We start from the raw sequence: 13,616 nt of genomic DNA, 5'->3' as shown, positions 1-13,616 counted from the left end.
GCGCTAATGATTCGCGCGACCCGAATCGCCCCGCAGCCCCTGAGTAGGAGCAATGAATGGCCGCCAAAGACACCGACGACCGCAAACCTGATGATCAGGACGCCGAAATCTCACTCGACATGAGCCAGACTCAGGTCAAGAAGATGATCGCGGAGGCCCGCGAGAAAGGCTACATCACCTACGATCAGCTCAATCAGGTTCTGCCGCCGGATCAGGTCAGTTCGGAACAGATCGAAGACGTGATGTCGATGCTCAGCGAAATGGGCATCAACATCATCGAGGACGAAGAGGCCGAAGAAGAAGAGAACAAGGGCACCACCGACCTTGTGACCACCGAAGGCCCGCGCGAGGTTGCGCTGGCCGGCGCCCAGGCTGAAAAGCTGGACCGCACCGATGACCCGGTGCGCATGTACCTGCGCGAGATGGGCTCGGTTGAGCTGCTGAGCCGTGAAGGCGAGATTGCCATCGCCAAGCGGATCGAAGCCGGCCGCAATACGATGATCCTGGGGCTATGCGAAAGCCCACTGACCTTCCAGGCGATCACCATCTGGCACGACGAACTGCTGTCCGAGGACATCCTGCTGCGCGACGTCATCGACCTGGAGGCCACCTTTGGCAACCAATTGGACGAAGACGGCGAGGAGGAAGCGCCGGTCGTCGATACATCCGCTGTGGCTGCGGCCAAGCCGGTTAAAGACGAAGGTCCCGAGCTGGACGCCGACGGCAATCCGATTGCCAGCGATGACGACGATGACGAGGATGAACAGGCCAACATGTCGCTGGCCGCGATGGAGGCCGCTCTCAAGGACCGTGTTCTGGTCACGCTGGAGCGGATCTCGACTGACTTTGCGCAGCTGTCCGAAATGCAGGACAGCCGGATCTCGGCAACCCTGAACGAGGACGGCTCCTTCAGCACTCAGGACGAGGCGACCTATCAGGCGCTGCGCTCGGAAATCGTCGAACTGGTGAACGGGCTGCATCTGCACAACAACCGGATCGAAGCGCTGATTGACCAGCTTTACGGCATCAACCGCCGGGTGATGCAGATTGACAGCGCGATGGTCAAGCTGGCCGACCAGGCCCGCATCAACCGCCGCGAGTTCATTGATGCCTACCGCGGCCGCGAGCTGGACCCGAACTGGCTGGCCGACATGGGCGGCAAGCCCGGCCGCGGCTGGCAGATGTTCATCGAACGCTCTACCGACAAGGTCGAAGAACTGCGCGCCGACATGGCCCAGGTCGGCCAGTATGTTGGTCTGGATATCTCGGAATTCCGCCGCATTGTGCAGCAGGTTCAAAAGGGCGAAAAAGAAGCCCGCCAGGCCAAGAAGGAAATGGTCGAGGCGAACCTGCGCCTGGTAATCTCGATTGCCAAGAAATACACCAACCGCGGCCTGCAGTTCCTGGACCTGATCCAGGAAGGCAACATCGGCCTGATGAAGGCGGTGGACAAATTCGAATACCGCCGCGGCTACAAGTTCTCGACCTACGCCACCTGGTGGATCCGTCAGGCCATCACCCGCTCGATCGCGGATCAGGCACGCACCATCCGGATTCCGGTCCACATGATCGAGACCATCAACAAGCTGGTCCGCACCGGCCGCCAGATGCTGCATGAGATCGGCCGCGAGCCGACCCCGGAAGAGCTGGCGGAAAAGCTGCAGATGCCGCTGGAGAAGGTCCGCAAGGTGATGAAGATCGCCAAGGAGCCGATCAGCCTTGAAACCCCGATCGGGGACGAGGAAGACAGCCAGCTGGGTGATTTCATCGAGGACAAGAATGCCGTGCTGCCCTTGGACAGCGCCATTCAGGAAAACCTCAAGGAAACCACCACCCGGGTTCTGGCGTCGCTCACCCCGCGCGAGGAACGGGTTCTGCGGATGCGCTTCGGCATCGGCATGAACACCGACCACACGCTGGAGGAGGTCGGCCAGCAGTTCAGCGTGACCCGCGAACGGATCCGCCAGATCGAAGCGAAAGCGCTCAGGAAGTTGAAGCACCCCAGCCGCAGCCGCAAACTGCGCAGCTTCCTGGATCAGTAATCAAAGGGCGCCCCGCGGGGCGCCTTTTTCTTGCCTGATTGACCTGTAATCTGCCCAACAGATTAGTTTGGGGAATTCAGAAGATGTTGCTTAGATTCGTGTTAGTTGCGCTGGCGGCCAGTGCTCATTCCGCGCGGGCAGACGTTCCCGATTTCTTTCAGATCCCCTTCCTATCGGATGTCGCCAGCGCCAGTATTCAAAGGGATTATGAACGGGTCCGCTGCAAGCAGACCTATATGGTGGCCGTGTCGCCGAACGGGCATTGGGCGTCCCGCTGCAGCGGCAACAAGCTGTCGTCGACAATAACCCGTGTTGTATTGCAAAAGTGCGAGCACGCGGCGGGTCAGGCTTGCGGCATGGCCATCGCAAAGGGGCAGAACATACCGGATTGGCAGGCAAGTCCTTCCTTGGTCTATGCCGGGACCGTAAGTCCTGAGACTATTCCGTTTGTTGCTGATTTGTGGGGCAGGGACGTGGTGTCCCGCTATTCTGCGGCCAGACGGAATAAGGCGCTGGCGCTCAGCCGGAACGGAGCTTGGGCTTATGCGTCGGGGCGCTTGACCATGCGCGAGGCTGAACAGGTTGCGCTTAGTAAATGCGAAGAAAATGATGGTAATCGCAGGCGATGTTTTTTGTATGCTTCCGGCGATGATGTGGTGTTTGGGCCTGACACCAACATTTTCCCCGAACGCTGACCAATATTGGGGCATGACTTGAATGAAAAAGAAGGAAGAGAGCACAGACCTCATCGTCTTCGACGGCGAATGCGTGCTGTGCTCGGGCTTCTTCCGCTTCATGCTGCGCCATGACCGGGCCGGACGGTTCCGCTTTGCCACCGCGCAGTCGCCGCTGGGGCAGCAACTTTACCGCCAGCATGGCCTGCCGACGGATGCGTACGAGACCAATCTGGTGATTGTGGATGGCCGCACCTATCAGCGGCTGGATGCCTTTGCCGCCGCAATGCGGGCGCTGCCCTTGCCTTGGCCGGCCTTGTCTGTCTGCCGGTTCCTGCCGGGGCGGCTGAAGGACGCGCTCTACTTCAGTGTCGCCCGCAACCGGTACCGGCTGTTCGGCCGCTTTGATACGTGCCTGATCCCTGGCCCAGAGGTTCGCGCCCGGTTTGCCGACGGAGGCTTTGAGCTATGAGGGATGCCTTTGGCGACATTATCGCGGCGCAAGACCTGGAGGTGCCGCCGGTCCTGCTGCGGTTCCATGCGCAACCGCCGCAACGCAGCCACGGCATGGTCAAGGTTGAGGGCGGCAACCGCTGGGCGCGGCTGCTGGCGGCGCTTGCAGGGTTTCCGCCGCCGATGGCAGAAACCCGGTTCCGGCTGGACGTCGCGCCGCAGGGCAAGGGCCATGTCTGGCGGCGCAGTTTCGGCAAATTCCTGACCCGCTCGCACCTGCGCTACGATCCGCAAACAGGCAGGGCGGTGGAACGTTTCGGCATGGTCGAGCTGGACCTGACCGTCTCGGTTCAGCAAGGCGCAATGGTGGTCTCGGTGGAGAGGGCCCGGCTGTTCGGCCTGCCGCTGCCCCAGGCCCTTTGCCCGCAAAGCGCCGCTGCCGAATTTGAGACGCCGGAGGGGCACTTGGGATTTGACATCTCTGCCAGCCTGCCGCGCATCGGTCTGCTGGTACGTTACAGCGGGTTTCTGGTGCTGCCCGAGCTGGATCTCAGACGTTAACCATTTGCTAACCCTGTCATTGCCCGGCGCGGCATCCCCCCTTAAAATCGGTGCTGTTGCCCATTGGCCTTCCGGGGGGAAGAAAATGTCTGCACATACCAATATGAACACGGCACTGCTGGCGCTGACTGCAAAGCTTCAATCGTTGAATGATCTGGTGACTGCCAACCAGTTCATGGTCGAGGTTTTGGCGGATCAGGGGGATGCGCTTAAGCAAATGGATGGAGCCGGGACCAAGGATATGCTGCGCCGGCAGGCGCGCGAAAAGTTCCACCCTGACACTGGCACCGTGCCGAATGCTGCAGCGCTTGCCATTCTTGAAGGCGTGCTGAGCCATCAGCGGGACAGTGCAGAGATCATTCCATTCCCGCCCCGCGCCTAAGCCGGGCGTTCACACATCTGCGAGAGGTCGTTACAAAGGTGCTGCCGGTCTATTGGAGCCGCTGCGGCACATCCCTATGTTGAAGCGAACACAGGGATATTTCCGAATGAAAAACCTCCTTTGCGCAGCAGGCCTGGCTTGTCTTTCTTCCATCCCCGCAGCTGCGGATGCCTTCTTAACCAACCGCGGTGTGCGGGTGCTGCCGGTCAATGACACGGTCTATGAGGTGGTGCCGCGCGGATCGGGCGGCACCTGGGATTACTGGTGCGCAGCTGCCGAATACGCCCGCCGCGAGCTGGGCGCTGGTTGGATGGACCGGTTTTACGTGGTGCGGGGCCGGGATGTCAGCGTCACCACCGGGCGCCGGTCCTCGGTGCAGTTCACGCTCTACCCGAAGCGCAGCGGTGTCGAACCCAAGACAGGCTGGCTGTCGCTGGGTTTTCGCCCCGGGGAAAGCATGTCAGTGCAGCAGGGATATGGCTATTGCGTGAATGAACCGGCGTTGTAGTGGATCCGAAGCATCTGAACTCGCGCGGATGTGATGTTGTATGGTGGCAATTGGCGGTGTTCTGGTGCCGGTCGCTCCAGTAGCTGCGCAATCCGCTTGTAGCAATGGGAGGCCAGTTCTTCTGCAACATGCTTCGCAACACAGTGTCATCTAGCGTGAGCTGCTGCCCGGAGAGAGCCCCGGCTGCGTTTACGTCGGAGTAACGTTCCAGCTACAATCGTAGCTCTTGCTTGTCCCTGCCGTGCTGCGGCTAGGGAGCTGACAAAGCGGAGTTTTCTCAAATGCAGATGGCCTTGAGAACGGTGTGAAGGAGCCAGGGCGTGACTTGCAATAGCGACCGCACAGCAGTGTGAGTCGTTTGTGTTTCAATTCTCCTTACACTTCTCGGTATCTGCCTGGTTGCCGGGCGGCGCACCAAAACTGAAAGGGGTCCGACATGAAAATCTGGATATCTGTCCTGTCTCTCGCCACTGCTCTGCCGTTTTTACAGCCAGAGCCGGCCGCGGCCTGGAATGACCGCAGGGCGGCGCATATCAATGCAGTATCGCAGGATGTCTTTGAGGTAGTGCCGAAAATCTCAGCCGGTGCATTCTTCTGGTGTGCTGCAGCTGATCATGCTCAGCGGAACCTAGGAGCGCCGTGGAAGGCGGATCTGTTTATCACCCGCGGGTTGGGGGCAAGCGAGACAACAAACCGCGTATCAGCGGTTCAGTTCACCCTGAATGCGGGTTTGGCGCCGGCGGCAAGCCGTGGCAATATCAATAGCCTGAGGGCAGGCCAAAGCATGAGTGTGCAGCGGGCTTTTGGTTATTGCGACAGGCTGCCGGGGCGACCCTGAGCTAGGGCCTGCCTGATACCTGGCGGCACTTGAAACAAGGAGAACTAGATGACCATACGCATTGCAGCCATTGCCGGTCTGACCGGGGCGCTTCTCCTATTGCCTGAAGCAAGCGCTGCCTGGCGGGCGATTAACCGCCACGAGGTGCTGCCAGTGTCCGAAGGCGTCTGGGAAGTGGTGGCCCGGGTCGGGACCGGCGCGCAGGATTATTGGTGCGGTATCGGTGATTTTGCGATCCGCCAGCTGCGGGCGCCGGTGAGCCAGCGGATTTATGTCTGGCGCGGGGTCGGGCCTTCGGTCAACCGGCCGGGGCGCAAAGCGGTGCAATTTGCCTTTGGCCTGCCGCCTGGTGTTCCTGACCGGTCCTCCAGCCTGTCGCTGAATGTGCGCGAGGCAGGTGACAATCTGCATGTGTCGGCTGCGCAAACCTATTGTTATGACCGGCTGCCCGGGCGGGACCGCTGGTTGCCTTGATTTCCAGCTTCACCGGCTGACACTGTTGCCGGCCGGGCTGTGTTCAGCCAAAAGATCTGCATGATGCATGAGTTCACCATTCCGACGCGCGGGCAGGGCCTTTATGAGTTCACCCGTGACGTGCAGGCCTGGGTTTCCGGGTCCGGCCTGCAGAATGGGCTGCTGACCCTGTTTGTCCGCCATACCTCCTGCTCGCTGCTGATCCAGGAAAATGCCGACCCCGAGGTGCAGACCGACCTTAGGGCCTTCTTTTCGCGCCTGGTGCCGCCTTCCTCCGATCCCGCAATGGCCTATCTGCGCCACACCTATGAGGGGCCGGACGACATGCCCGCCCATATCAAAGCGGCGATGATGCCAGTCAGCCTGCCGGTCCCTGTCAGCCGCGGAGTACTGGTGCTGGGCACCTGGCAGGGGATCTACCTGTTTGAACACCGCGATCGTCCGCACCAGCGGCATGTGGCCGCGCATCTGGCCTGAACCTCTTTATCTAGCGGCCATAAATCACCACTACCCAAATTCTGGAGGGTAGCCTATAGTTGTGGATAACCGGGCAAACACCGGCACAAACAATAGGCTGACAGGATTGAGGGAGCAGGCGGATGCGCTGCCCATTTTGCGGAAATATCGACACTCAGGTCAAGGATTCACGCCCCGCCGAAGATCATGTTTCGATCCGGCGGCGCCGGTTCTGCCCGGCCTGCGGCGGCCGTTTCACCACCTACGAACGGGTGCAGCTGCGCGATCTTGTGGTGATCAAAACCAGCGGCAAGCGCGAGGATTTCGACCGCGACAAGCTGGAACGCTCGATCCGCATTTCGATGCAGAAACGCCCGATAGAACCCGAGCGCATTGATCAGATGATCTCCGGTATCGTGCGGCGGCTGGAAAGCATGGGCGAGACTGATATCGGGTCGAAGAAAATCGGCGAAATCGTGATGGAGGCGCTGGCCCGGATCGACACCGTGGCTTACGTGCGCTTTGCCAGCGTTTACAAAAATTTCCAGGCGGCGGATGATTTCGAGGATTTTGTTCACGAGCTGCGCCCGCCAGTTGCACCGGAAGAATAATGGACGCTGATCACCGTTTCATGGCGCTGGCGCTGTCCCTGGGTCGGCGCGGGCAGGGCAACTGCTGGCCTAACCCGGCAGTGGGCTGTGTTATCGTGCAGGGCGGCCGCGTTTTGGGCCGCGGCTGGACCAGGCCGGGCGGCCGCCCTCATGCAGAAACCGAAGCGCTGGCGCAGGCCGGCGGGGCGGCGCGCGGCGCCACGGCTTATGTGACGCTGGAACCTTGCGCCCATCACGGCGAAACGCCGCCTTGCGCGCAGGCGCTGATTGACGCCGGTGTGGCGCGGGTTGTCGCCGCGATCGAGGACAGCGATCCGCGGGTGTCAGGGCATGGATTTCAGATGCTGCGCAATGCGGGCATTGAGGTGGCCACCGGAATATGGGGGGCACAGGCAGCGCGGGATCATGCTGGTTTCTTTCTGAAGACTGAGCAGGGCCGCCCGCTGGTGACCCTGAAGCTGGCCGCCAGTTTCGACGGGCGCATTGCAACCGGATCGGGCCAAAGCAAATGGATCACAGGACCGGAGGCCCGCCGCGCCGTGCACGCGATGCGCGCGCGCCATGATGCGGTGATGGTGGGCGGCGGGACTGCGCGGGCTGATGATCCCTCGCTGACCGTGCGCGATCTGGGGGTGGAGCACCAGCCTGTGCGAGTGGTGATCTCGCGCCATCTGGACTTGCCGCTGATGGGTCAGCTGGCCCGCACAGCCAAAGACGTGCCGGTCTGGCTCTGCCATGGCCACGGCGCTGATCATGAGCGCATTCAGGCCTGGGAAGGGCTGGGTGCCAATCTGATCCCCTGTGCGTCGCACGGAGTACAGCTGGACGCGGCGGATGTGCTGCAGCAGCTGGGGCAGGCGGGGCTGACGCGGGTGTTCTGCGAAGGCGGCAGCGCGCTGGCAGCCTCGCTGCTGGCGTTTGATCTGGTGGATGAGCTGATCGGCTTCACTGCTGGTCTGGGGATTGGTGCCGAGGGTCTGCCGTCGATCGGTGCGCTCGGCATCGGCCGGCTGGAGGAAGCGCCGCGGTTTGAGCTGGTTGAAACCCGTCCCCTCGGCAAAGACATCCTGCACCGCTGGACCCGCGCGCTGCGCTGACCATCCTATGCCGTGCAGAACCGGCTCTCCCGCCCGTCACTGGAGCATGTTTCATGCTCCGCTCCCGTTGGGCGTGGCCCGGCGCTGCGCGCCGGGCCACGCCCAAGGCCGCCAAGGGCGGGCTGGCGTCAGCCAGGATGTCCTGCGGGTGCGGGAGGGCTCCCGATCAACTGGCCGCCGTTCAACGCCAGAGATGGGCGTAGGTGGCAAACAGCCCCTGCAGCTTGGACAGCAGCCGGTTGCTTAGCCCCGGATGCGGCAGATGGCCTTGGCGCAGGCGCATCACTGCAACCTCCACCGGACAGGGCTGGGCGGTCACCGGGTCGAAGTAGCGCGGGTAGTCGATCAGCGCCGCATGGGCGAGGCCCAGTAGCGTGACACGGGCTTGCCGCCACGGCGGCGCCGGAGCCAGATCGGCCGTCAGGCCCCAGCCTGCATAAAACGGTGTTCCCAGCGTTGTCACCGGCACCCCGCGCAGCAGCGCTTCGAACCCCAGAAGGGAGGTCATCGTCCAGACCTCCTGCACGTCAGCCAGCAGGGCCATGGGGTCCGCGTGGGACGCAACCGCATCCGCCAGCCCCTCTGCTGAAACCCGGCCTTTGCGCAGGCCCGTCTCCACGTCCGGATGCGGCTTGTAGACAATCACCGCGTCCGGGTTGGCCTGCCGCACCGCGCGCAGCAGATCCAGGTTAGTCTTCACGGCTCCCGCTCCGCACTGGATTGAGGCGTCATCCTCCACCTGGCCCGGCACCAGGATACGGCGGCCCTCGGGCAGGGCAGGGGCGATGCCGCCAAGATTGTATTTCGACACCCCGTGCTGGATCAGAGACCGCACCAGATGCTCGGCCCGCAACTCCTCGGCCTGGGTCATCTCAACCCTGCGGGCAATCAGCGTGTCCAGATCCGAGGGCTGGCGCGGGTCATAGTAGATCCCCTGGCGGTCAGCCACCAGCGACAGGGGCGGCACCAGTTCCGCCCCCAGCCCGCGGGACCGCAGAAAGCCGTCCTCTACCCGGACCGCACCGTCATGCGCCGCGTTCGCCTTGCCGGCCCAGACCAACCGCTTGCGTCCGCTGGCTTGTGCCTTGGCCGGATCTTCGGTGAACAGCACCCGCGTCTCGGCGCCAAAGAATTTCTGCAGCGGCTTGCGCTTCCACATCCGCATACCGGAAGCGGCCCAGCCGGGATGGTCGTCCCGCCAGGCCCGCACCCGTGCCTCCAGGTTATCCAGGACTGTCTCCAGCCCGCACAACTCGTCCCGGAAGGGATCGTACCACTTCGGATAAAGGATCATCGCTGCTGCGAACAGCTGTGCCCGCGTCAGCCGCCGCTGTCTGCGGGCGGGCGGGGCATCGTCAATGCTCAGCCCCCAGCCCGCGTAAAACGGCTGGCCGAAGACCCGTGGCTTGTGGCCTGCCAGGATCGCTTCGAACCCCAGTTGCGAAGAGACAGTATAGACGCCCACGGCCCCCTCAAGCAGCGCCCAGGGCGACACGCTGCCCGTGAACAGTTCCACCCGCGCGCTTGCATCTGCGGCCTCATAATACCCCGCCCGGTAGCCGCGCAGCGTCTCTGGATGCGTCTTGATCAGCACCCGCGCGCCGGGGTGCTCCTCCTGGGCAAAGGCGAGCATTTCCAGAAACCGCGCCCGGTCGCCGCGCGATGCAGTGACTGAGGCATCGTCGCGTGCCTGGTCCGCAACCAGCACATAGCCCGGATCCGGCGCCGCCGCCGCAGGATCAAAGGCGTTATATTTGCTGAGATGCGCGTTCTTGAGCCGGGCAATCGCATCACGTGCCCGGCGCATCAGATCGGCATCATCCAGCGGATGGCTGGCCAGCAGCTGTTCCAGTTCTGACGGCTGCGCCGCATCGAAATGCATGCCCGAGTGGTCCAGCAGCAGCCCCATGGGCGGCTCGCCGGCCCGGCCGGGGTGAAGCGAGCGCAGAAAGGCATCCTCGACCCGCAGCAGACCGCAGCCGCGCTGTTCGGCGACTGCAAGGCCCCGGTGCGCTGTGGGCGAGGCGCCCCAGATGCCAACCAGATCTTCGGCCTGCGGCAGTCCCAGCCGGATGTGGTAGCCGCAAAGCTGCAGGATCCGCCGCACCCGGCGCTGGGTCAGAAAACCGCCATTGTAAACAAAAAGCCGGGACGCAGTGCTCCCGGCTTTGTGCTGGCCAGCGCTTTGACGCACGGCGGTTTAACCGCCAACGGCGCTGGAAACGCTTGACAGCGACCCCACTGGTGTCACCAGCAGCGAAATGGTCTTGGTCCACTGGGTATACGGCGCCTCAGTCACATACAGGGTGTCATCGTCGCGGATCACGAAATCCCGGGCGACAAACAATCCGTTCGGCTGAGTCAGGTTCAACACATAGACCAAACGCTGCGCCCCGATCAGATCATCGCGGCCCAGCACCTGGTTGGCAATCTCGGCCGGCTCATTGCGCAGCACAAAGACGCCAGTCGGATCAGAGGCGGTGGAAATCAGCCCGCCAACCTGGGCAATCGCTTCCAGCGCTGACAGGTCCTGGCTTTCAAATGGCACCCGCGCCTGGGCCGAGGTCGCCCCCAAGGCGGTGAAGGAGCGGGTGTCTTCCTCAACCAGAATACGGTCGCCGCCGCGCAGGGCTACATCCAGCTCCGGATGGTCGAACAGGTCCTGGAACCAGATCTTGCCCTTTTCCTGGCCGCGAATCACGGTGACCTGGGCAATTTCCGGCTGGATCGTCACACCGCCGGCCTGGGCCAGCATCGACGACAGGGTGCGGGTCGGGCGTTCGATCGGATAGACGCCCTGGCCGCCCACGGCGCCTGTCAGGCTAACGGTGGCACCGTCACCGGCCAGACGGCGCACCTGCACCTGCGGGTCGGGGGTCTGGTCTTCAAGCTTTTTGGTGATGGTCTCGCGCAGCTGGTCCGGTGTGTTGCCGGAGGCGCGCAGGCGGCCCGCGTAGGGCACGAAGATATAGCCTGCGCTGTCGACCTGCACCTCTTCCAGCACGGTGGAATTGGTCGCCTCGGCGGCCAGCAGCCCGTCATCCACGTTTTCCCAGACCGTCAGGCCCAGCACATCGCCGGGACGGATGGTGTCCGAGGTCAGCCGGCCGGCAGACGTAAAGCCTGACGAAAAGCCAAGGGCCGGCACCACGGCGGTGGCACGGGCGACGCGGTCGTTGACGGAGACGATGAAGGCATCGCCTTCCCGCTGCACGGAACCGGCAAAGATCTGGCGCTTGTTGGGGCCGACCTTGGGCAGGCCGCATGAGGCCGCAAGGGTCAATGCTGCGAGCATCGCCACTGGACGCGCCCAGCGAAGGGGAACGGATTTCACTGCTCGGTCTCCTCGACCAATTATTGTTTGCCTCAAGTTTTAGGGGCAACCTAACCTGCCAGCAGGGAAAAATCCAGTCTTTGGGCGCAGCTGAGTCAGGTCACCAGACGCAACTGTTGCCGCGGTGCCGCTGTGCCCAGGCGCAGCGCGTCATAGGGGTCTTCGTCCGCCAGCATCATGTCCGCCACTTGGCGCAGCAGCTGGCGCCGCCCCTCGCGGGAGTAGTAGCCGCCGGGCACCTGCGAGGTTTCCAGCAGGAACCGCCGGTAATCCTTGTAAGCGCGGCTGTCCGGGCGGCAGGCAGCGGCAAAAAACTCCGGCAGGGGCTGCTCGGATACAAACTCCGGCTTGCCGTAAACCGCGCGCCCAAACACCCGCAACGGAATGCCGCGCCACAGCACCTGCTGGCCGGCAGTGGAATTGACGGTCACCGCGGTGCGTGCTTCGTTCAGCAGTTGCGCCAGCTTGCCGCCGCGCACATAATGCACCCGGTCTTCGATGCTGTGCTCGTGCGCCAGCCGGCGCAGCGTGCGGCGCACTTGGGCACGGCCGTCCTCAAGCGGATGCGCCTTGATCACCAGATGATGGTGGCGCGGGGCGCCTTCGGCAAAGCCGCGGATCACCTCCTCCAGAAACTCGCCCATGCTGGAGAATGGCGAATGCATCTGAAACGAGCTGTCATGCTCCAGCTGCAAGAGCGCCAGATGATAGGGAAACCCGCCATTGCGGATGCGCCGCTCCGCCAGCCGCCGCTCCAGTGCCTGAACGGGCATCAGCAGCAACCGTTTCAAATACAGCCGGAACTCCTTGGTCACCGTCAATGAACGGTGCGGCCGGAAATTGCGGTACTTGCGGTTCCGGAACATCACGAACCAATGGTACAACGCACCGTAAAACACATGCTGTCGCATGTCGCCCCAGTGTGCGGGGGGCAGCGGTGCTTCCATGTCGGACAGCGCCAGCGCCTCCTGCATGTCCGGAACGTCCATCTCCATCAGCCGCGAATGGCCATTGGCGCCGCCGCGCTCGTAAGTCACCCAATAGGGGCGAAGATAGCCTTCCTCGAAAACATGCACGGTGATACCGCGTTGCTGCGCGGCTTTGATCGCGCTGGCGTGAATAGGGCGGGTGTCGCCATACAGCACGATGTCGGTGATGCCGCGGCTTTCCAGCAGTCCGGCCAACACCTCCGGCCAATCTTCAGGGCTGCCGGTAAAGGGCAAATAACTGTCTTTGCCGCGCCAGAAGGCCTGATCGCCCGCATTGAACCCCACCCGGGCCACATCACAGCCCGCAGCCCGCAGCAATCGTCCAAGGGCGGCGAAAAACGGCCCATGCGGGCCTTGCAGGAACAGAAAGCTGCGGTGTTTCATCAGGTGGCGTGACATCCCGGTGTCAGAAATACGGTGGCAGTCTCAAGGATTGATTAACAATTGACTGGGGCGAAACTATGGCCGCGAAGGGCGGTAAGGCAAGCCGGGGCTTGTGGAGCGCGCGCGGCTTGGCTACCTCTGCGGCAGCATCGGCACATCATCTGCGGGGAGCGGACCCATGTTTACAGGCATTATCACGGACGTTGGCACCATCGCCGAACTGGAGCAGCAAGGCGACCTTCGCGCCCGCATCCGTACCAGCTATGACACTGCCAGCATCGATATCGGCGCCTCCATCGCTTCTGACGGGGTCTGCCTGACAGTGATTGCGCTGGGCGAGGACTGGTACGACGTGCAGATTTCGGCCGAGACTGTCTCCAAGACCAACCTGGACAGCTGGACCACGGGCAAGCGGATCAACCTCGAGCGCGCTTTGAAGGTGGGCGACGAGCTGGGCGGCCATATCGTGTCCGGCCATGTGGACGGCGTCGCTGAAGTTGTGGAGCTGAAAGACGAGGGCGACAGTACCCGCGTTACCCTGCGCGCACCGCAGGACCTGGCCCGCTTCATAGCCTCCAAAGGATCGGTTGCCCTGAACGGCACTTCCTTGACAGTGAATGATGTGGATGGCTGTGATTTCGGCATCAATTTCATTCCGCACACCAAGGAGGTCACCACCTGGGGCGATGTGAAGCTGGGCAGCCGCATCAACCTGGAAATCGACACCCTGGCCCGCTACGTCGCGCGTCTGCAGGAAGCCGGATAAAACGGCGCAGCCTCTTCATCTTTCCAAAAATACTCCGGGGTGAGGCC

General features: G+C 62.7%; 14 protein-coding genes. 11 read left to right on the top strand and 3 right to left on the bottom strand.

Annotated features, from left to right (window positions below; genetic code table 11):
- The first annotated feature begins 56 nt into the window (after positions 1-56).
- The 10 genes from rpoD to ribD all read left to right on the top strand — a co-directional run bounded on the left by rpoD (position 57) and on the right by ribD (position 8,096).
- The gene (rpoD, locus tag ETW24_RS13750) at positions 57-2,042 is read left to right on the top strand and encodes an RNA polymerase sigma factor RpoD (protein ID WP_129371578.1); all 1,986 of its coding nucleotides are present in this window, start codon (positions 57-59) and stop codon (positions 2,040-2,042) included.
- 83 nt (positions 2,043-2,125) lie between these two features.
- Positions 2,126-2,737 (top strand): hypothetical protein, encoded by a 612-nt coding sequence (locus ETW24_RS13745; RefSeq protein WP_164982746.1) that lies wholly within the window; start codon positions 2,126-2,128, stop codon positions 2,735-2,737.
- A 22-nt stretch (positions 2,738-2,759) separates the two neighbouring features.
- Positions 2,760-3,188 (top strand): thiol-disulfide oxidoreductase DCC family protein, encoded by a 429-nt coding sequence (locus ETW24_RS13740; protein ID WP_129371576.1) that lies wholly within the window; start codon positions 2,760-2,762, stop codon positions 3,186-3,188.
- Positions 3,185-3,730, top strand: coding sequence for a DUF4166 domain-containing protein (locus ETW24_RS13735; RefSeq protein ID WP_129371575.1), 546 nt, complete (start codon positions 3,185-3,187; stop codon positions 3,728-3,730). The genes ETW24_RS13740 and ETW24_RS13735 overlap by 4 nt, the downstream gene beginning before the upstream one ends.
- A gap of 85 nt (positions 3,731-3,815) precedes the next feature.
- Positions 3,816-4,112, top strand: coding sequence for a hypothetical protein (locus ETW24_RS13730; protein WP_129371574.1), 297 nt, complete (start codon positions 3,816-3,818; stop codon positions 4,110-4,112).
- Between the two features lie 106 nt (positions 4,113-4,218).
- Positions 4,219-4,620, top strand: a complete 402-nt coding sequence (locus tag ETW24_RS13725) for a hypothetical protein (RefSeq protein ID WP_129371573.1) — start codon at positions 4,219-4,221, stop codon at positions 4,618-4,620.
- Positions 4,621-5,506: 886 nt separating this feature from the next.
- On the top strand, positions 5,507-5,932 hold the full coding sequence (locus ETW24_RS13720; RefSeq protein ID WP_129371572.1) for a hypothetical protein: 426 nt from the start codon (positions 5,507-5,509) through the stop codon (positions 5,930-5,932).
- Between the two features lie 60 nt (positions 5,933-5,992).
- Positions 5,993-6,409 (top strand): secondary thiamine-phosphate synthase enzyme YjbQ, encoded by a 417-nt coding sequence (locus ETW24_RS13715; RefSeq protein WP_129371571.1) that lies wholly within the window; start codon positions 5,993-5,995, stop codon positions 6,407-6,409.
- A 122-nt stretch (positions 6,410-6,531) separates the two neighbouring features.
- Positions 6,532-6,999: a transcriptional regulator NrdR gene (gene nrdR, locus ETW24_RS13710; protein ID WP_027259687.1), complete on the top strand. Its 468-nt coding sequence runs from the start codon at positions 6,532-6,534 to the stop codon at positions 6,997-6,999.
- A gap of 20 nt (positions 7,000-7,019) precedes the next feature.
- Complete coding sequence (gene ribD / locus ETW24_RS13705) at positions 7,020-8,096, top strand: bifunctional diaminohydroxyphosphoribosylaminopyrimidine deaminase/5-amino-6-(5-phosphoribosylamino)uracil reductase RibD (protein ID WP_247676920.1); 1,077 nt, start codon at positions 7,020-7,022, stop codon at positions 8,094-8,096.
- A gap of 181 nt (positions 8,097-8,277) precedes the next feature.
- Here ribD and ETW24_RS13700 read toward each other — a convergent pair whose 3' ends face one another.
- From ETW24_RS13700 to ETW24_RS13690, 3 genes are all read right to left on the bottom strand, one after another.
- Positions 8,278-10,290: a capsular polysaccharide biosynthesis protein gene (locus ETW24_RS13700; protein WP_129371569.1), complete on the bottom strand. Its 2,013-nt coding sequence runs from the start codon at positions 10,288-10,290 to the stop codon at positions 8,278-8,280.
- Positions 10,291-10,296: 6 nt separating this feature from the next.
- A complete protein-coding gene (locus ETW24_RS13695; protein ID WP_129371568.1) occupies positions 10,297-11,430 on the bottom strand; it encodes a polysaccharide biosynthesis/export family protein in 1,134 nt (377 codons plus the stop codon).
- Between the two features lie 95 nt (positions 11,431-11,525).
- Entirely contained in the window at positions 11,526-12,818 is a 1,293-nt protein-coding gene (locus tag ETW24_RS13690; RefSeq protein WP_129371567.1) for a capsule biosynthesis protein, read from the bottom strand.
- Positions 12,819-12,981: 163 nt separating this feature from the next.
- Here ETW24_RS13690 and ETW24_RS13685 point away from each other — a divergent pair, with 163 nt between their 5' ends.
- On the top strand, positions 12,982-13,569 hold the full coding sequence (locus ETW24_RS13685) for a riboflavin synthase (protein WP_129371566.1): 588 nt from the start codon (positions 12,982-12,984) through the stop codon (positions 13,567-13,569).
- Positions 13,570-13,616 lie beyond the last annotated feature (47 nt).

It is taken from the genome of Leisingera sp. NJS204 (genome assembly GCF_004123675.1).
Lineage (GTDB): Bacteria > Pseudomonadota > Alphaproteobacteria > Rhodobacterales > Rhodobacteraceae > Leisingera.
The sequence above is the reverse complement of the archived record's forward strand: the minus strand, read 5'-3'. Positions and strand labels throughout refer to the sequence as shown.